The organism is Amycolatopsis sp. NPDC114484 (assembly GCF_055633755.1).
Map to the genome: position 1 here is coordinate 594,200 of NZ_JBVKDQ010000002.1, position 18,461 is coordinate 612,660.

18 protein-coding genes are annotated in these 18,461 nt (G+C 70.0%); 10 read left to right on the forward strand and 8 right to left on the reverse strand.

The genetic code is table 11. The features are described from left to right. Positions 1–2 precede the first annotated feature (2 nt). The 4 genes from ACZ7SW_RS08775 to ACZ7SW_RS08790 are packed head-to-tail and all read left to right on the forward strand — an operon-like array spanning position 3 to position 4,940. Entirely contained in the window at positions 3–1,580 is a 1,578-nt protein-coding gene (locus ACZ7SW_RS08775) for an ABC transporter substrate-binding protein (protein WP_470229934.1), read from the forward strand. After that, positions 1,577–2,536 (forward strand): ABC transporter permease, encoded by a 960-nt coding sequence (locus tag ACZ7SW_RS08780; protein ID WP_470229788.1) that lies wholly within the window; start codon positions 1,577–1,579, stop codon positions 2,534–2,536. Before ACZ7SW_RS08775 ends, ACZ7SW_RS08780 begins: the two co-directional genes overlap by 4 nt. After that, on the forward strand, positions 2,529–3,353 hold the full coding sequence (locus ACZ7SW_RS08785; protein ID WP_470229789.1) for an ABC transporter permease: 825 nt from the start codon (positions 2,529–2,531) through the stop codon (positions 3,351–3,353). The genes ACZ7SW_RS08780 and ACZ7SW_RS08785 overlap by 8 nt, the downstream gene beginning before the upstream one ends. A gap of 3 nt (positions 3,354–3,356) precedes the next feature. After that, positions 3,357–4,940 carry a dipeptide ABC transporter ATP-binding protein gene (locus ACZ7SW_RS08790; RefSeq protein WP_470229790.1) on the forward strand — a complete coding sequence of 528 codons (1,584 nt, stop codon included), beginning with the start codon at positions 3,357–3,359 and terminating at the stop codon, positions 4,938–4,940. Between the two features lie 2 nt (positions 4,941–4,942). On the opposite strand, the gene ACZ7SW_RS08795 is transcribed toward ACZ7SW_RS08790, so the two are convergent. Next, complete coding sequence (locus ACZ7SW_RS08795) at positions 4,943–5,917, reverse strand: quinone oxidoreductase family protein (RefSeq protein WP_470229791.1); 975 nt, start codon at positions 5,915–5,917, stop codon at positions 4,943–4,945. 113 nt (positions 5,918–6,030) lie between these two features. On the opposite strand from ACZ7SW_RS08795, the gene ACZ7SW_RS08800 reads away from it, so the two are divergent. Both ACZ7SW_RS08800 and ACZ7SW_RS08805 read left to right on the forward strand, forming a co-directional pair. After that, the gene (locus ACZ7SW_RS08800) at positions 6,031–7,053 is read left to right on the forward strand and encodes an LLM class flavin-dependent oxidoreductase (RefSeq protein ID WP_470229792.1); all 1,023 of its coding nucleotides are present in this window, start codon (positions 6,031–6,033) and stop codon (positions 7,051–7,053) included. A gap of 25 nt (positions 7,054–7,078) precedes the next feature. After that, entirely contained in the window at positions 7,079–7,858 is a 780-nt protein-coding gene (locus tag ACZ7SW_RS08805; RefSeq protein ID WP_470229793.1) for a nitroreductase/quinone reductase family protein, read from the forward strand. On the opposite strand, the gene ACZ7SW_RS08810 is transcribed toward ACZ7SW_RS08805, so the two are convergent. Further along, entirely contained in the window at positions 7,855–8,715 is an 861-nt protein-coding gene (locus ACZ7SW_RS08810) for an aminoglycoside phosphotransferase family protein (RefSeq protein WP_470229794.1), read from the reverse strand. The genes ACZ7SW_RS08805 and ACZ7SW_RS08810 overlap by 4 nt on opposite strands. Positions 8,716–8,857: 142 nt before the next feature. Between ACZ7SW_RS08810 and ACZ7SW_RS08815 the strand changes: the two genes are divergently transcribed. Continuing rightward, positions 8,858–9,973, forward strand: coding sequence for an LLM class flavin-dependent oxidoreductase (locus ACZ7SW_RS08815; protein ID WP_470229795.1), 1,116 nt, complete (start codon positions 8,858–8,860; stop codon positions 9,971–9,973). Between the two features lie 17 nt (positions 9,974–9,990). Continuing rightward, positions 9,991–11,325 carry an NtaA/DmoA family FMN-dependent monooxygenase gene (locus tag ACZ7SW_RS08820; RefSeq protein WP_470229796.1) on the forward strand — a complete coding sequence of 445 codons (1,335 nt, stop codon included), beginning with the start codon at positions 9,991–9,993 and terminating at the stop codon, positions 11,323–11,325. A gap of 6 nt (positions 11,326–11,331) precedes the next feature. Here ACZ7SW_RS08820 and ACZ7SW_RS08825 read toward each other — a convergent pair whose 3' ends face one another. From ACZ7SW_RS08825 to ACZ7SW_RS08850, 6 genes are all read right to left on the reverse strand, one after another. Continuing rightward, positions 11,332–12,084, reverse strand: coding sequence for a pentapeptide repeat-containing protein (locus ACZ7SW_RS08825; protein ID WP_470229797.1), 753 nt, complete (start codon positions 12,082–12,084; stop codon positions 11,332–11,334). A 242-nt stretch (positions 12,085–12,326) separates the two neighbouring features. Continuing rightward, complete coding sequence (locus ACZ7SW_RS08830) at positions 12,327–13,301, reverse strand: amidohydrolase family protein (RefSeq protein WP_470229798.1); 975 nt, start codon at positions 13,299–13,301, stop codon at positions 12,327–12,329. A gap of 2 nt (positions 13,302–13,303) precedes the next feature. Further along, positions 13,304–13,828 carry a 3-hydroxyanthranilate 3,4-dioxygenase gene (locus ACZ7SW_RS08835; protein WP_470229799.1) on the reverse strand — a complete coding sequence of 175 codons (525 nt, stop codon included), beginning with the start codon at positions 13,826–13,828 and terminating at the stop codon, positions 13,304–13,306. Further along, the gene (locus ACZ7SW_RS08840) at positions 13,825–14,250 is read right to left on the reverse strand and encodes a RidA family protein (protein ID WP_470229800.1); all 426 of its coding nucleotides are present in this window, start codon (positions 14,248–14,250) and stop codon (positions 13,825–13,827) included. The genes ACZ7SW_RS08835 and ACZ7SW_RS08840 overlap by 4 nt, the downstream gene beginning before the upstream one ends. A gap of 2 nt (positions 14,251–14,252) precedes the next feature. Continuing rightward, positions 14,253–14,984 carry a 2-keto-4-pentenoate hydratase gene (locus ACZ7SW_RS08845; RefSeq protein ID WP_470229801.1) on the reverse strand — a complete coding sequence of 244 codons (732 nt, stop codon included), beginning with the start codon at positions 14,982–14,984 and terminating at the stop codon, positions 14,253–14,255. Beyond that, the gene (locus tag ACZ7SW_RS08850; protein ID WP_470229802.1) at positions 14,981–16,438 is read right to left on the reverse strand and encodes a 2-hydroxymuconic semialdehyde dehydrogenase; all 1,458 of its coding nucleotides are present in this window, start codon (positions 16,436–16,438) and stop codon (positions 14,981–14,983) included. The genes ACZ7SW_RS08845 and ACZ7SW_RS08850 overlap by 4 nt, the downstream gene beginning before the upstream one ends. Before the next feature lie 186 nt (positions 16,439–16,624). On the opposite strand from ACZ7SW_RS08850, the gene ACZ7SW_RS08855 reads away from it, so the two are divergent. Continuing rightward, positions 16,625–17,461, forward strand: a complete 837-nt coding sequence (locus tag ACZ7SW_RS08855) for an alpha/beta hydrolase (protein ID WP_470229803.1) — start codon at positions 16,625–16,627, stop codon at positions 17,459–17,461. A 35-nt stretch (positions 17,462–17,496) separates the two neighbouring features. Continuing rightward, on the forward strand, positions 17,497–18,423 hold the full coding sequence (locus ACZ7SW_RS08860; RefSeq protein WP_470229804.1) for a LysR substrate-binding domain-containing protein: 927 nt from the start codon (positions 17,497–17,499) through the stop codon (positions 18,421–18,423). The last annotated feature ends 38 nt before the right edge of the window (positions 18,424–18,461 follow it).

Here is an 18,461-nt window from a genome sequence, read left to right on the forward strand (position 1 = left end):
CGCTGGCCCTGCCGCTGCTGCTCGCCGCCTGCGGCACGGCGGGCGGCGCGAGCCCGCAGGACGCCGGTCCCCCGCGCCCGGGCGGCACGCTGCGGCTGGGCATCTCGTCCAATCCGGACTGCGTCGACCCGCAGCAGGTCAGCACCAACGCCTCGGTCAACGTCGGCCGTCAGCTGGTCGATTCGCTCACCGACCAGGATCCGAAAACCGGTGCGATCACGCCCTGGCTCGCCGACCGCTGGACGGTCAGCCCCGATTCGACGAGCTTCACCTTCCACCTCCGTTCCGGCGCGACCTTCTCCGACGGCTCCCCAGTGGACGCCGCCGCGGTGAAGACCAGCTTCGACGGCATCAAGGCGCTCGGCGCGAAGGCGCTGCTCGGGTCCAGCTACCTCGCCGCCTACCGCGGCGCGACGGTCGTCGACCCGGCGACCGTCCGGCTCGACTTCAGCCAGCCCAGCGCCCAGTTCCTACAGGCCAGCTCCACGATGTCGCTCGGCGTGCTCGCGCCGGCGGCGTTCCGGCACACCGCCGAGCAGCGCTGCCAGGGCACCGGACTGATCGGCTCCGGTCCGTTCGTGTTCACCAGCCTGAAGCCGAACCAGAACATCGTGCTCAGCAAGCGCACCGGCTACCGCTGGGGTTCTCCGTTGTGGCGGCACCAGGGCGAGGCCTACGCCGACAAGATCGACTTCCGCGTGGTGCCGGAGCCGGGCGTGCGGTCCGGCAGCCTGACCTCCGGCCAGCTCGACGCGATCACCGACGTGCAGCCGGTGGACGAACCGCAGTTCTCCGGCAGCGGGTTCACCGAACCGGTGCGGCCGAACCCGGGCATCGTGTTCAACCTGCACGCGAACGTGACCCGCGGCGTCCTCACCGACCAGAAGGTGCGCCAGGCGGTGTCGAAGGGCGTGAACCGGCCCGAGGTCACGAGCACCGTGCTCACCCCGAACTACAAGCCCGCCACCAGCATTCTCGGCTCCGCGACGCCGCTGTACACCGATCTGTCGAAGGAACTCGCCTACGATCCGTCCGGCGCGCAGGCGCTGCTGCAGTCCGACGGCTGGGTCCCCGGACCGGACGGCATCCGGACGAAGCACGGGCAGCGGCTGTCCGCGTCCGTGCTGTTCTCCGCGGTGTTCAACCAGAACCAGAGCGTGCTGGAGCTGCTCCAGCAGCAGCTGCGCAAGATCGGCTTCGACCTGAAGATCGAGCTGCACACCAACGCCGAGGTGACCCGCCTGCAGCAGGCCGGTGACTACGACTTCCTCTGGTACAACGTCACCCGCGCCGACCCGGACATCCTTCGCCAGCAGTTCTCCTCGAAGACGAACAACCGGAGCAAGCTGCCCGCGGACAACCCTCTCGACGCGTCGCTGACCGAGCAGTCGGCCACCGTCGATGCCGCGAAGCGCAAGCCCGCAGCGGAAAAAGCCCAGCGGACCATTGTGGAGCAGGCTTACTCGATCCCGGTGTTCGAGCTGACGCAGGTGCTCGGCGTCGGCCCGAACGCGCATGACGTCGGCTTCGAGGCTTCCTCGCGGCTGCAGCTGTTCGACGCCTGGGTTTCCGGCTCGTGAAAGGGTTTCCGCTGCTTCGCCGCATCCTGCAGGCCGTAGTGGTGCTGTGGGCGGCGTTCACGCTGTCGTTCGTCATTCTGTACCTGCTGCCCGGCGACGCGGTGCTGACCAAACTCGGCTCGGCCGAGGGCGGTCCCAGCGCGTCGCCGGAGCAGATCGCCGCCCTGCGCGCCGAGTACGGGCTGAACGATCCGGTCCTCGTGCAGTACGGCAAGCACCTCCTCGCCGCGCTGCACGGCGACTTCGGCACCTCGGTCGCCACCGGCGACGACGCGACGCACCAGGTCCTCGCCGCGCTGCCGCCGACGCTCGCCGTCTCCGGATTGGCGCTGGTGCTCGCGATCGTCTTCGGCGGCGGGATCGCGGTGCTCGGCACGTTCGCCCGCACCCGCTGGGTGAGCCAGCTGTTGCTTTCCCTGCCGCCGCTGGGCACTTCGCTGCCGACGTTCTGGGTCGGGCTGCTGCTGATCCAGCTGTTCTCGTTCCAGCTGAGGCTGTTCCCGGCGCTCGGGTCGACCGGTTTCGCGTCGCTGGTCCTCCCGGCGGTCACGCTCGCCCTGCCTACCGGCGCGATCATCGGGCAGGTGCTGGCGAAGAGCCTGCAAACGCAGCTCGCCGAGCCGTACATCGAGGTGGTGCGGGCGAAGGGCGCGAGCCGCCGTCGAGTCCACTTCGGACACGCTCTGCGCAACGCCGGACTGCCCGCGCTCACGCTGGTGGGCGTGGTCGCGGGCAACCTGCTGGCCGGTTCGGTGGTGACCGAAACCGTGTTCTCGCGCGACGGTCTCGGCCGGGTCACCGCGTCGGCGGTGACCGCACAGGACGTGCCGGTGGTACAGGCGGTGATCGTGCTCGCCGCGTTCTTCTTCGTGGTGCTCAACCTGGTCGTCGACCTCGTGTACCCGCTGCTCGACCCGCGGGTCTCGGTGCGCAAGGAGGTGCCCGCGCATGTCTGAAGCTGTGCTGCCCCAACGGTTCCTCGTGCGCCGGCCGGGCTTGCTCGTCTCCGGGCTCCTGCTCGCCGCGGTGCTGGTCGCGGCCTTCGCGCCGTCGCTGTTCACCGGCCAGGACCCGATCACCGGCGTCCCGTCCGAACGGCTCCAGGGTCCGTCGCTGGGACATCTGTTCGGCACCGACGAGACCGGCCGCGACGTGTTCGCCCGCGTCGTGCACGGGGCCGGGTTGTCCCTGCGCGCCACCGTGCTCGCGGTGCTCGTCGCCTTCGCCGCCGGGTCCGCGTTAGGGCTGCTCGCCGGGTTCCGCGGCGGCTGGCTCGACGCGGTGGTGATGCGGATCGTCGACGTCCTCCAGGCGGTTCCGGCGATCCTGCTCTCGCTGGCGCTGGTGACCGCGCTCGGGTTCGGCACCACGAACGTCGCGATCGCGGTCGGGGTCGCGAACCTCGCCGCGTTCGCCCGGCTGATGCGCGCCGAGGTGCTGCGGGTGCGGTCCGGCGTGTTCGTGGAAGCCGCCCGGGCGTCCGGCGTGCGCTGGGCCGGAGTGCTGGGGCGGCACGTGCTGCCCAACGCGCTGGGGCCGGTGCTGGTGCTGGCCACGGTGACGGTCGGGACCGCGGTGCTCGAGGTGTCCGCGCTCAGTTTCCTCGGGTTCGGCGCGAGCCCGCCCACGCCGGAATGGGGCGCGCTCGTCGCGGGAGGACGCAATTTCCTGGCCACCGCTTGGTGGATGACCACCTTCCCGGGGTTGACCGTCGCGGCCGTCGTGCTGGCCGCGAACCGCGTGTCCCGGGCTCTCGACGGCGAACGGAGCTGACAAGTGCTGGAGATCAGCGAGCTGGCGGTGTCGTACCGCACCTCGGGCGGTGTGGTGCCCGCCGTGCGGGACGTGAGCCTGCGGGTCGGCGCGGGCGAGATCGTCGCGGTGGTCGGCGAATCGGGTTCCGGGAAGAGCACCACCGCGCACGCCGCGATCGGGCTGCTGCCGCGCGGCGGGCTGGTGCGGCGCGGCCGGATCACCTTCGACGGACGCGACCTGACCACCCTGTCCGAAAAGGACTGGCGACAGGTGCGCGGCACCGGGATCGCCCTCGTGCCGCAGGATCCGACGGTGTCGCTCAACCCGGTCCGGCGGATCGGCGAACAGGTGGCCGAGGTGCTGCTGATCCACCGCCTGGCCGCCCGCAGCGAGGCCGCCGCCCGTGCGGTGGAACTGCTGCGGAGGGCTGGCGTCGACCGGCCGGAACTGCGCGCGCGGCAGTATCCGCACGAGTTGTCCGGCGGTCTCCGGCAACGGGCGCTGATCGCTATCGCGCTGGCGGGGAAGCCGCGGCTGATCATCGCCGACGAGCCGACCAGCGCACTCGACGTGACCGTGCAGAAGGAGATCCTCGACCACCTGGCGGAACTGGCCGCCGACGACGGCACCGCGATCCTGCTGATCACGCACGACCTTGGGGTCGCTGCGGACCGGGCCGCTCGAATCGCCGTGCTGTCCGAGGGACAACTGGTCGAGGAAGGACCCACCCGAGGACTTCTCGCCGCCCCGACGCAGGAGTACACGCAACGGCTTCTCGCGGCCGCACCGAGCCTCAGCCGTGAACCGCTCCGGCCCCGCCGCGCGGAAGGCCCGGAAGTCTTGCTGTCCGTCGATTCGGTCTCGAAGACCTTCGCCTCGTCCCGGGCCGGTTCGGTGCGAGCCGTGGACGACGTGTCGTTCCAGCTCACCCGCGGCCGGACCCTGGCGCTGGTCGGCGAATCCGGCTCCGGCAAGACGACCACGGCGCGGATGGCGGTCGGCCTGGAAACCCCGACCGCGGGCACGGTCAGCTTCGACGGCCAGGACGTCACCCGGCTGTCCGCCGCCGAACTGCGCAGGCTCCGGCGCCGGTTCCAGCTCGTCTACCAGAACCCGTACTCCTCGCTGAACCCGCGGTTTTCCATCGCCGACGTGATCGGCGAACCGCTGCGCGCGTTCCGCGCCGGCGGCCGGGCCGAACGCGTGGCCGAACTGGCGGACCAGGTCGCGCTGCCGTCGTCGGTGCTGCGCCGCAAGCCCGCCGAACTGTCCGGCGGCCAGCGCCAGCGCGCGGCGATCGCCCGTGCGCTGGCGCTGCGCCCGGATCTCGTCGTGCTGGACGAGCCGGTGTCCGCTTTGGACGTTTCGGTGCAGGCGCAGATCCTGAACCTGCTCGGGGAACTGCAGGACGAACTCGGCCTGACGTACCTGTTCATCACCCACGACCTGGCCGTAGTGCGGGAAATCGCCGACCAGGTCGGCGTGATGCGCCAGGGCGAACTGCTCGAACTGGGCCCGGCCGACGACGTCCTGCTGCGGCCGCGCGAGCAGTACACCCGCGACCTGCTGGCCGCGATTCCCGGCGGCGAGCAGGTGCGGGCGTGAGGTCAGGAGTTGGCGAGCACCAGCCGTCCGACGGCTTCGCCCGCGTCCATCCGGCGGTGCGCCTCGCGCGCCTGCTCCATCGGCAAGACGGTGACCGGCAGCCGGATCCGGCCGTCGGTGTACAGCGGCAGCACGGCGTCCGCAGCTGGGCGAGCGGGCGCGGTGTCCGCGGCCAGGAAACCGCCCACGTTGAAGCCGATCACGCCGATGTTCTTGCCCCACACGGCGTTCGAGTCCACCAGCGGCGCGGTCTCGCTGCCCGCGCTGCCGACGACCAGCATCCGGCCCATCGGCGCGAGCAGGTCCAGCGACGCGATCCGCAGGTCGCCGCCCACCGGGTCGACGATGATCTCGAACCGCTCCTCGCCCAGCTCGCCGAGCTCCCCGGACAGCACGACGCGGTCGAAGCCCAGCTGCTTCGCCGCCTCGACCTGCTCGGGCCGCCGGACCGTGCCGACGACCTCGCGCGCGCCGAGCAGCCGCGCCACCTCGGGATACACCGAGGCGAGGCCGCCGAGCGCACCGTGCACGAGCACCCGCGCGTCCTTCGGCAGCCGCACTGCCTCGGTGAGCGAAAGGTAGGCCGTCACGGTGTTCGCCAGGCCGGCGACCGCCTGCGCACGCTCCACTCCGGTGCCGGCCAGCGGAACGACGAGGCCGGCGGGCGCGAGCTTGACGTCGGCGTAACCGCCCATTCCGGGCAGCGTGAGCGTGACGACCTCGTCCCCGACCGAGAAGCCGCTGTCCGGACCGGCCGCGCGGATCGTGCCCGCCACCTCCAGCCCGGGCACGAGCGGCGGCTTCGGCGCGTAGTCGTACTCCGCGAGCGTGCCGCGCCGGATCAGCGCGTCGATCAGCCCGACGGACGCGTGCGAGACCGTGATGGTCACTTCGCCCGGACCCGGGACGGGCTCGGGCACCTCGATCTCTTCGAGGACCTCGGGACCGCCGTAGCGAGTGATGGACAAAGCGCGCATGGCGAAGTTCCCCCATTGTCGTGCGACCGGAGCCGCGACCGTATCAGCGAGCCGGAACAACCTGGGCCGGTCCGCGGTTATTCCGGCTTAGCTCACCCGAGGAAGGACTCGCCGTGCCGACCGAAACGCAATCGCTGCGCAAACTGGGTTTCCTGACGATCGGCCTGTTCGACGGCGACGACCCGCGGCCGGGCCACGAATCCACGCTGCGGGTGCTCGAACTCGGCGAGCAGCTCGGGTTCGACAGCGCCTGGGTGCGCCACCGGCACCTGCAGTACGGCATCTCGTCGCCGGTCGCGGTGCTCGCCGCGGCCACCCAGCGCACCAGCCGGATCGAGCTGGGCACCGCGGTGATCCCGCTCGGCTGGGAAAACCCGCTGCGGCTCGCCGAGGACCTCGCGACCGTCGACGTGCTGTCCGGCGGACGGCTCAACCCGGGCGTCAGCGTCAGCCCGCCGACGCACTACGAGGACGTGCGGGGTGCGCTCTACCCGGACACCGGCGACCGCGAGGACTTCGGCTACGGCCGGGTGTCGCGGCTGTTGTCGCTGGTCCGCGGCGAGCCCGCCTCGACTTTCAGCGGCGTCGAAGGCATCGAGTCGTTCTCCGACCGCGTGCAGCCGCATTCGCCCGGACTGGCCGGCCGCCTGTGGTACGGCGGGGCGAGCACCCGTTCGGCGACCTGGGCCGGACAAGCCGGGATGAACTACCTGACCAGCAGCGTCGTCCGGGCCGAAGAGGGTTCGACAGACTTCGAGAAGATCCAGCTCTCGCACGTGCGGGCGTTCCGGTCGCACCATCCGGACGGAGCACGGGCCCGGGTTTCGCAAGGCCTGGTGGTGATTCCGACCGACAGCGCCACGGCGGAGCAGCGAGCGAAGTACGAGGATTACGCGGCAAAACGCCTGCCGCGCACGAAAACCCCGCAGGGCCCGGGCGGGTTGCTGTTCTCGCGCGACTACGTCGGCACTTCCGCCGAAATCGCCGAGCAGCTGTACCGGCACCCCGCCTTCCGCGAGATCGACGAGGTCGCTTTCGCATTGCCGTTCACCTTCGAGCACGAGGACTACGTTCAGATTCTCACCGATCTCGCCACCCGGCTGGGTCCGGAACTGGGCTGGAAACCGGCGTCCTGACCGCTCCGGGTGCTAGCGTGACAGGGTGCCGGATTTCACGTCCACAGTGGACATTGCCCGTCCTGACGGAGACCAGCGCGACGCACTGCAGTGGGCCCGCGCGGTCTGGGAGGAAGGTCCGCCGTCGCTGCGGGCCTTCCTGCGCACTGGGTGGCTCGGCCTGGGCCTGACCACTCGCCTGGCCCCCGACCGGGTGCTGGGCTGGACGATCGCCTCGGCCACGCCGGATCGGGTGGTGCTCGAAGCGCCGTCGCCGCTGATGACGACGCGCAACATCGTGCACCTCGACGCGGACCGGGTCTGCTGGACCACCGAAGTCAGCTACGACCGGTTCCCGGCCCGCCAGCTGTGGGCCCTGGCCGTGCCGATCCACGAGCTGGTCATCCCCGCCCGCTTGCGGAAGGTCGCGGGCCAGACGCGGCCCGGCGACCTCCAGCACCAGCTCGTGACGACGTTCCAGCGCAAGCTCGGCAACCCCGTGCTGTCGCGGCTGCCCGGCCAGACGCTGCTCGAAACCACCGGCCGCAGCTCGGGTCTCCCCCGGCAGACCCCGATCGGCGGCCGCCGCGTCGGACAGGAATTCTGGCTGGTGTCCGAGTTCGGCGAGCGGTCGCAGTACGTGCGCAACATCCAGGCCGATCCGCGCGTCCGGTTGCGCCTGCGCGGCCGGTGGCTGCGCGGGACTGCGCACCTGGTCCCGGACGACGACGCCCGGGCGCGGCTGAAGTCGTTGCCGCGCTTGAACAGCACCGCGGTCCAGGCGTTCGGCACCGATTTGCTGACGATCCGGATCGACCTGGACTAGCCGTCGGACAGCACGGCCTCGATGGTGCGCCGCGAATTGGCCGCCAGCACCGGATTCGTCTCCCGGTAATACGGCAGCTGGATCAGCGCGATCGACAACGCCCAGCCGCGACCGCGCTCCCACGTCGCGTCGTCCACCTCCACCGCCTCGCGGAACACCTCCCGCTCAGCCGCCGCGAACGTGTTCCACGCCGGGATCACGTCCACCGCCGGATCGCCGATCCCGACCCCCGCGAAATCCAGCACCGCGCTCAGCCCGTTGCCGTCGACCAGCACATTCCCCGGCGACAGATCCGCGTGCAGCCACACCGGTCCCCCGGCCCGCTCCGGTGCCGCCAGAGCCTTCTCCCACGCCGCGACATACGCCGGGTCACCGCCGAGCTGCGCGATCGCCGCCCGGGTCGGCGCGTCGCGCGTGCGCAGCGGACGGCCCCGGCTGACCTCCGGCGCACCGGAAATATCCAGGCCGCGCAACGCTTTCACGAACGTGCCCAGGTCGCGCGCCACCTGAGCGTCGCCGAAATCCGGGTTGCCCCCGGGCAACCAGCGCAGCACCGACCAGTCCCACTCGAAGCCCTCGCCAGGCCGCCCCTCGGCGAGCACTTCCGGCACCGCGACCGGCAGCCGAGGCGCGAGCCAGCGCAGCCAACGCTGTTCGCGGCCGATCTCGGCGGCCCAGCGTTCCAGCCGCGGCAACCGGACCACCAAGTCGTCGCCGAGCCGGAACATCGCGTTTTCCGTCCCCGACGAGGCGACCCGCGAGACCGTCAGCCCCGCCCACCGCGGAAACTGGGCCGAGACGAGGCGGCGCACCAGGTGGTCGTCGATTTCCGCTTCGTCCGCGTGCATCCGTTTCATCAATGTCGAGCAAACCGCGTCGGTGCGACGGCGGGCAACCGGTTTATTCCCGCTCCCGCCGACTGTCCCAGACGCTGGTTACCGTCGACCCAGTCCCGGATCCCGCGCCACACTGCTGGCATCCACGGGGAAAGGACGCAGCATGACAGGGCACACCGGACCACGGCTCGCCGTCGCGCTGGAAGGCGCGGGCTGGCATCCGGCCGCGTGGCGCGAACCGGACGCCCGCCCGGCCGACCTGCTCACCGCCGGGTACTGGACCGGGCTGGTCCAGGAAGCCGAAGCCGCGCACCTGGACTTCGTCACCTTCGAGGATTTCCTCTCCCTGCGCGACCCCGCGGAACCGGCCGCTCGCGCCGACCGCGCCCAGACCCGGCTGGACGCCGTGCTGCTCGCCTCGCGGATCGCGCCGCTGACGTCGCGCATCGGCCTGATCCCGACCGCCGTGGTCACCCACACGGAGCCGTTCCACCTGTCGAAGGCGATCGCGACGCTCGACTACGTCAGCACCGGCCGCGCCGGGGTCCGCGTGCAGGTTTCCGGGAGCCCGGAGGAATTCCAGCACTTCGGCCGCCGCACGCCGCCCGAGGTCGCCGACCTGTTCGAAGAAGCCGCCGACTACGTCGAGGTGCTGCGCCGGCTGTGGGACAGCTGGGAGGACGACGCCGAGATCCGCGACGTCGCCACCGGCCGGTTCATCGACCGGAACAAACTGCACTACATCGATTTCGAGGGCCGCTGGTTCTCTGTCAAAGGCCCGTCCATCACTCCGCGTCCGCCGCAGGGCCAGCCGATCGTCGCCGCACTGGCGCACGGCCCCGACGCCTACCGCCTCGCCGCCCGGCAGGCCGACCTCGTGTACGTGACCCCGAACGACCGCGCGCACGCGGCGTCGATCATCGACGAAATCGGTGCGCCCCTTCAGGTTTTCGCCGATCTCGTGGTCTTCCTGGACGAAACCGAGCGAGCCGCGGCCGAGCGCAAAGCCCGTCTGGACGACCGCGCCGAGTTCACCTCGGACGCGCACGTCTTCACCGGCACCCCGGCCCAGCTGGCCGACCTCCTGCTCGACTGGCACACCGCCGGCCTGACCGGTTTCCGGCTGCGCCCCGGCGCCCTGCCGCACGACCTGACCGCCATCACCCGCGCCGTGGTCCCCGAACTGCGCGACCGGGGCGCGTTCCGCACCGGATACGAGGCCCCGACCCTGCGCGGGCTGCTGGGCCTGCCCCGCCCGGCCAACCGCTACGCCGCCTGATTCCCGGGAGAATTTCCATGACTGCCAAGCAAATCCACCTCGCCGCGCATTTCCCCGGGGTCAACAACACCACCGTGTGGAGCGATCCCGAAGCGGGCAGCCACATCGAGTTCAGCTCGTTCGTCAAGCTGGCCCAGACCGCCGAACGCGCGAAGTTCGACTTCTTCTTCCTCGCCGAAGGCCTGCGGCTGCGGGAACAGAACGGCGAGATCTACGACCTGGACGTCGTCGGCCGCCCCGACACCTTCGCCGTGCTTTCCGCGCTGGCCGCTGTCACCGACCGCCTGGGCCTGGCCGGAACCATCAACTCCACGTTCAACGAGCCGTTCGAGGTAGCCCGCCAATTCGCCTCGCTGGACCACCTTTCCGCCGGCCGGGCCGCGTGGAACGTCGTCACCTCCTGGGACGCCTTCACCGGCGAAAACTTCCGCCGGGGCGGTTTCCTGCCGCAAGACCAGCGCTACTCCCGAGCCGAAACCTTCCTCCGGACGGCATGGGAACTCTTCGACTCCTGGCGCGGCGACGAACTCGTCGCGGACAAGGAATCCGGCCGCTTCCTGGCCGACGGCGGCGACTTCGCCCACCACGACGACCACTTCGCCATCTCCGGCCGCTTCCCGGTCCCGCGCAGCCCGCAGGGCCGCCCAGTCACCATCCAAGCCGGAGACTCCGAAGAAGGCCGCGAATTCGCCGCCGCAACCGCCGACGCCATCTTCACCCGCCACGGCACCCTCGAAGCAGGCCAAGCCTTCTACTCAGATGTTAAGGGCCGCCTGGCGAAATACGGCCGCGCTCCGCACGAGCTGGTCATCCTGCCCGCCGCCACCTTCGTTCTGGGCGACACCGACGCCGAAGCACACGAACTCGCCCACGAGGTCCGGTTGCAGCAGGTCAGCGAACAGACCGCGATCAAGTTCCTCGAACAGCTCTGGAACACCGACCTCAGCGACCACGACCCGAACGGCCCGCTCCCGTCCTTCGACCCGGCGGTCGGCGACCTGATCTCGAAGGGCCGCGCGAGCGTCCGCATGCACCGCGACCCGATCGCGACCGCGAACGAATGGCGCCAGCTGGCGGAAGCGAAGCAGCTGTCGAGCCGGGAGCTGATCATCGAGGTCACCGGACGGCAGAACTTCATCGGCTCCGCCGAGACCGTCGCGGCCACGATGAACGAACTCGTGCAGGCCGACGCGTCGGACGGGTTCATCCTGGTCCCGCACGTGACACCGGGAGGGCTGGACGAATTCGCCGACCAGGTGGTGCCCCGGCTGCAGGAACGAGGGGTGTTCCGGGAGGACTACAGCGGGACTACTCTGCGGGACCACCTCGGGTTGGCCGGCCCCGGTTTGTGATCCGGGTCAGCCCCGCGCAATGCCCGGATGTTTCCCTGCGGTCACACAGAAAGGCTCCGGCCGATCGGTGACGTTAATAGCATCCTCCGGCTGTCTCGGATCGAGCCGATTACCGGCTCGAAGCGAATACTTCAAGTCAGCCACAGGAAGAACAGCTCCAGTTAGGTCGTCGCCTTTCAAGATTGCTTCGGCGAACCGTGTTCTGGCCAGGACCGAACCTTTCAGCGAAGATGCGACAATAACCGAGCAGGTGAAATTAGCTTGCATCGCGAGCAAATCATCCAGATTTGCCTGCAGGAAGTAGGAACCGGCGAAATAGCCGCGCCCGAAGTTCAATCCCACTATATCGATCCCGGAGAGACAGGTGAAGCGGAGGTCGAACGAGTAATCGTAGGCGCTGGTGCCGGGCGGGATGTTGTGCCTGCCGATCACCCCGACCGCCTCCCGGATGTCGTTCGGGACGGGTTTGCCGCCGCAGCCAGCCACCGGCGAATGTTCCCGCACGAACGAAGAGAGCTGCTTGATGATCGCCTCGTGATGCCGCGGCGAATCCCGCGGAAGACTCTCGAATGAGTGGATTCCGCCTTGCCGGACATCGATACTGGCTGCGTCTCCCAACTGCTGGACGGCATGATTGAACCGCTCTTCGAGCTGACCTCGTTCCGCGAGGTCAGCCTGCCGCTGACTTGCCTTGGCGGACTCGTCGCTCGCTTGGGCCGAGAAATAACTCGTCAGAACGGCACCGGTCGCCACTATCACGGACAACAGGCTGACCAGCTGATTCCAGTCCGGCCTTCCGTCGCGCCTTCCAGTTGTCCGATTGCTGTTTCCCCTGAAGACCCGGTTCGTCGCCGGGCAAGCAGAACACCAACTCCTTCGCCTGCGTTTCCTGGCGCTTCGCTTGCTCTTCGCGGACATGCCAGCGGATTATGCCGAACCGGGAAACACCCTCGCGGACAGGGAGCGACTTGCACTCATTGTCATCTCGCCAAGCAGCTGCCCTAACCCAGGAACCGCTGCGCGTTCCCCCGCAACAACAACTCCCGCCCCGTCTCGTCGAGGAACTCCGCCCGCCGCACCACCCCGCCGGCCGGACGCTCCCCCAGCGGATACGGGTAATCGCTCCCCACCATCACCTGCCCCACCCCCAGCGTATCGACCAGATTCCGCAGCGCCTCCTCAGTGAACACCACCGAATCGACGCTGAACCGCCCCACATACTCCGACGGCGGCAATTCCGAGGTGGCGATAATGTCCGCCCGCTGATGCCAAGCGTTCTCCAACCGCCCCAGCCAGAACGCGAACGACCCGCCGCCATGCGCGAAACAGATCCGCAAGCTGTCGGGCACCCGGTCGAACACCCCGCCCAGAATCATCGCGATGATCGACAGGTGCGTCTCCGCGGGCATCCCGGTCAGCCACCGCGCCATCCAGCGGTCCAGCCGCGGCGCGAGCGGCATGTCCCACGGGTGCACGAACACCGGCACGCCGAGCGACGCCGCGTGCTGCAGGAACGTCACGACCCCCGCGTCGTCGAGGTCGCGGTCGCCGACGTGGTTGCCGATCTCCACGCCCCGGTGCCCGGCCGCCATCGCGCGGTCCAGTTCGCGACAGGCGGCGTCGGTGTCCTGCAACGGAACCTGGCAGAACGGGATCAGCCGGTCCGGCGCGGGCGCGCAGATCTCCAGCGCGAGATCGTTGAAGACCCGCGCGATCTTCTCGCCGTGGCCCGCGCTGGTCTCGTAGCCGAAGAAGACCGGCGTCGGCGAGACGACCTGCGCCTGGACCCCGTCGGCGTCCATGTCGCGCAGGCGCACGGACGCGTCCCAGCAGTCGGACCGGATCCGGCGGAACTCCTCCGAACCGACCATGATCATGGCCTCGCGCTCGGTTTCCGCGCGCAGCCACGGCATTCCCTCGCCGAGGTCGGGCCAGCCGTGCGGGACGAAATGGCTGTGGACGTCGATCGCGCGCACGCTCAGCCCTTCCCCGGGTGCAGCGTCCCGCACACCCCGCAGGTCCGGGCTTCCTCGGACGCGTAGAACTGCTCGAACACCGGCGGCAGATCGTCGACGATGTCGCGCACCTGCAGCTCGACCTCGTGCACCTTCGCGTCGCACTCCAGGCAGAACCACACGAACTTCTCGAGCGTCCCTTCCTCCCGGATGCGCTCGATCACGATCCCGATCGACCCCTCCTGCGGACGCTGCGGCGAGTGGTGCACATTGCGCGGCAGCATCCACATCTCGCCCTCGCGGATGTCGACCCGCCGCGGGCCGTCCTCGGTCATCAGGTTGACGTGCATGTCGCCCTTGTACTGGTAGAACCACTCCTCGTACGGGTCGAGGTGGTAGTCGGTGCGCTGGTTCGGCCCGCCGACGACCTGCACGATGAAATCGCCCATCGGGGCCCACATCTGCTTGTTGTTGACCGGCGGCTTCAGCTCGTCCTCGTGTTCGGTGATCCACGCGGCGAAATCGAACACGGGCGGGATGGCGGTCATCGTTCCTCCTTGCCGGGGATCCGGGCGATCGCCTGGATCTCGATGAGCAGATGCGGATGCGGCAGCTGGTGCACCGCGACGGTCGTGCGCGCCGGGCCGGTCTCGTCGAAGAACTCGCCGTAGACCTCGTTGTACCCGCCGAAGTCGTTCATGTTGACCAGGAACACGGTCAGCTGCGCGAGATCTTCGAGCCCCGCGCCGGCCGCGGCCAGGATGTCGCGGATGTTCTCGAGCACCGCGCGCGTCTGCGCCCGGATGTCCAAAGCGGTCACCCCGAACTCGTCGGCCTCCGCGCCGGCGAAGGTGTTGTCCGGCCGCCTGCTGCTGGTGCCGGAGACGAACACCAGGTCCCCGACCACCTTGACGTGCGGGAACCGCCCGCGCGGCGCCGCCTTCCCGGCGACGACATGGGCTTGCGCCACGCTCAATCCTCCTTAGTCCGCACGGAAACCGAACCGAGGCCGGCGACCCGCGCCTCGACATGCGTTCCCGCTTTCAGCGCCACGGCCGCGGTCGCCGCCCCGGCCAGAAGCACCTGCCCGTCGAGAAGACGGTGTCCGTACGCGGCAGCCATCCGCTGCGCCGCGGGGAGCGCCCGCAGCGGGTCGCCGAGGATGTCGGCGGTCGAGCCGGTCGCGACGACCTCGCCGTCGAAGAGCAGCTCGACAGCCAGCGCCTCCACCTGGCCGATCGGCGTCCACGGCCCGACCACGAAGGCGGACGCCGAGGTGTTGTCGGCGACGACGTCGGCCAGGCTGAACCGGAAGTCCCGGTACCGGCTGTCGATGATCTCCAGCGCGGGTGCGACGGCGATCAACTCCGCGTCCGGACCGAGCCGGAACGCGACCTCGGGTTCGACTCGCGGATGCACGCCGCGGCTGACGTCGAACGTTCCGCCGTCCTCGATCCGCATGCGGTCGGTCAGCGAACCGATGATGACGTCGGAGACGCCCATCTGCTCGGCCTTCGCCTTGCTCGTGAAGCCCAGTTTGACGCCCGCCAGCCGCTCCCCGCGCCGCTCGCGCAACGCGATTCCCGCGTGCTGCACGGCGTAAGCGGTCTCCAGGCTCATCGGCTCCTCGCTGGTGAGCTGCGGAATCGCCTGTCCGGTGGCGGTCGCCTGGTCGAGCAGCGCCGCAGAGTCCTCGATGGTCACAGCTGCACGCTCACATTCGTCGGCTGGGTGTAGAAGTGCATCGAGTGCAGGCCGCCCTCCCGGCCGATGCCGGAAAGCCCGGCGCCGCCGAACGGCGAGCGGAGATCGCGCAGGTACCACGTGTTGACCCAGGCCATCCCGACCCGCATCTGCTGCGCGACGCGGTGGCCGCGCTCCAGGTTCGACGTCCACACGGCGGCGGCGAGCCCGTAGTCGGTGTCGTTCGCCAGCCGGACAGCCTCGTCCTCGGTGTCGAACGGGATCAGCGCCGCGACCGGGCCGAAGACCTCCTCGCGCACCACCCGCGCGGAGTTGTCCAGCCCGGTCCACAACGTCGGTTCGATCCAGGAACCGCCCGCGAGTTCCGGCCCGAGGTCCGGGACCGAACCGCCGGTCAGCACCGTCGCGCCTTCGGCGACCGCGAGGTCCACATAGGACTGGACTTTCTTCCGGTGCTGCTGGGAGATCAACGGCCCGGTCGTGGTGTCAGGAGCGTCCGGACGGCCCAGCCGCAACGCCGCCGCCCGCTCGGCGAGCCCGCCGGCGACCGCGTCGAACACGGACCGCTCGACGTAAACCCGCTCCGTGCACAGGCACACCTGCCCGGTGTTCAGGAAAACCGACCGGGCGAGGCCGTCGAGAGTCTTCTCGAGGTCGCAGTCCGCGAACACCACCGCCGCGTTCTTTCCTCCCAGTTCAAAGGAAACCGGCCGCACCGACGGGGCGACCGCGCGCATGATCGCCGAGCCGGTCCGGGATTCGCCGGTGAACGTCACGCCGTCGATGCCGCGGTGCGTGGTGAGGTACTCCCCGGCGGAGTCCGGTCCGAAGCCGTGAACGACGTTATACACCCCGGTCGGCGCACCCGCCTCCGCGATCACCTCGGCAAGCAGCGTCGCCGTCGACGGCGTCTCCTCCGACGGTTTGACCACCACCGCGTTCCCGCACGCCAGCGCGGGCGCGACCTTCCAGGTCAACAGCAGCAGCGGCAGGTTCCACGGCACGATCACCGCGACCACGCCCAGCGGCTTGGGCACCGCGTAGTTCAGCGCCTTCCGGCCGTTCGGCAGGTCGGTCAGAAAGGAATCGAGACCGGCCGCCGCGATGGTGTCGGCGAAGGAACGGAAGTTCGTCGCCGCCCGCGCGACGTCCAGGTCGCGAGCCAGGTGTTCCGGCTTTCCGGTGTCGCGGACCTCGGCGGCGGCGAAATCCTCGAACCGCTCCTCGATCCGGTCGGCGATCCGGCGCAGCAAGGCGGTGCGCTCCGCCACCGACGCGCGTCCCCACGGCCCGTCCAGCGCGGCGCGCGCCGCAGCGACCGCGGCGTCGACCACGTCCGGCCCGGCCTCGTGGACGTGCGCGACGAGCGACCCGTCGACCGGGTCGATCTTCTCGAAGGTGCGCCGCCCGGCGACCCGGGTCCCGCCGACGACGTTGTGGAGTTCCGCAGCCATGGAACTGACCGTAGGGACGCCAGGAATGCCTGGCCAATGCTCTTTGCCGCCGCTGCCATGACCAGCCGGGCATAGCTGTCGCCCATGCCTGTACCGGCATAGCTGCCGCCGGAATGAGCATTGGCCGGGCATGGCCGCTGCCGCCCACAATGGATCACTCAGCCGTTCGCGCAGGAAGGAAGGCCCGTGAGCCATCCGGACATCGATCGGGACTACAGCGCCCAAGCCACCGTCACCGAAGCCGAGTTCGACGCCGTGATGGCCCGCTACCGCTCCGCCTCCGAATCCGCGACAGCCGGCCTGGACGGCCACGCCGGTCTGGCTTTCGACCCTCTCAGCGACGAGCGGCTGGACGTCTGGGGCATCTCGCCAGGACAGTCGCGCCCCGTCGTCCTCGCTATCCACGGCGGGTACTGGCGAATGCTCTCGCGGCACGACACCGCGTTCATGGCAAGGGTTCTGGCCGACGCCGGAATCGCCACCGTCGCGCCCGACTACACGCTCGCTCCAGCCGCGCCCTTGGAAGAGATCGTGTGCCAGGTCCGCGCCGCTGTCACCTGGGTGCACCGCCACGGCGCCGAGCACGGCCTCGACCCGGACCGCATCCACGTCGTCGGCAGCTCGGCCGGAGGCCACCTGACAGCCATGACCGCCGTCGGCGGATGGCAACGCGCCGCCGGACTGCCCGAGGACGTGGTCAAAGGCGCGATGGCGATCAGCGGCCTCTTCGACCTCCGCCCGCTGGTCGACTCCTTCGCCAACACCTGGCTGACCCTCGACACGACCCGCGCGGAAGCCCTCAGCCCGATCTTGGCCCCGCCGGGCACCGCGCCCGTCCACGTGGCGGTCGCCGAACACGAAGCCGCCGGATTCCACCGGCAGAGCAAGGCTTTCCACGCGCATTGGCCCGTCGCCTCTTCTTCGACCGTCGTGCCCGGCCGGAACCATTTCGACGTCTTCCTCGACCTGGCCGACCCCGGCTCCGCGCTCAGCCGCGCCCTGGTCCGGCTCGCCCTCTCGTGACGCCGGAAGCCATCCCGGACAGTAATGTCGCCGGAATGGAGATGCCCCGCCTGCTCGACGGCCGCCTCAAGCTCAGGCACCTCGTGCTGGTGGACACCCTCACCGAGCAGGGCAGCGTCGTCGGCGCGGCAGCCGCGCTGCACGTCACGCAGCCGGTCGTCACGCGCGGCCTGCACGATCTCGAAGCCATCCTCGGCGTGCCGCTCTACGAACGCGGCCCGCGCGGCATCACGCCGACCGAGTTCGGGACCGCGTTCACCGAGCACGCGCGCGCCGTGCTCGCCCAGCTCACGCACGCCGCCCGGCACGTCGTCGAGATCGCCGACGCGACGCGCGGCCGGGTCGTCGCGGGCATCCACCTCGCCGGTTCGAACCTGTTGCTGCCACGCGCCATCGCGCATCTGAAAGAAGACCACCCGCTGGTCACCGTCGTGGTCCGGGAGGGAACGCCCGAATCGCTGCTCGTGGAGCTGACCGCGGGCCGGGTGGACGTGATCGTCGGCAGGCTGAGCGGCCCCGGCACGGAAGGCACCCGGCGGCAGGCGCTGTACCAGGAGTCGATCCGCGTCGTCGCCGGCGCGCACCACCCGCTCGCCGCGCGCGAGAACGTCTCGCTGGAGGATCTCGCCGGCTTCCCGTGGATCGTGCCCGGCACCGAGACGATGCTGCGCCAGGAGCTGGAAAGCCTGTTCGCCCAGCACGGCCTCGACCTGCCCGCCAACCGCGTCGAGGCGACGTCCTTCTTGACCGTGCGGCAGCTGCTCACCGAAACCGCCATGGTCGCCGCCCTGCCCGGCCTGCTCGGCATGGACGACCCGCGGCTGGTCACCCTGCCGACGCCGCTGGAGAACATCGGCCACAGCGTCGGCCTCACGCTCGCCGCCGGGCGCAGGCTGAACCCGGCCACCCAGGCGCTGATCGCGTCGCTGCGCACCGTCGCCGCGCAGATCGAAGACGCCTGAAGCTTTCTGTCGTTTTCTTGACGACCGGCGTTAAACCG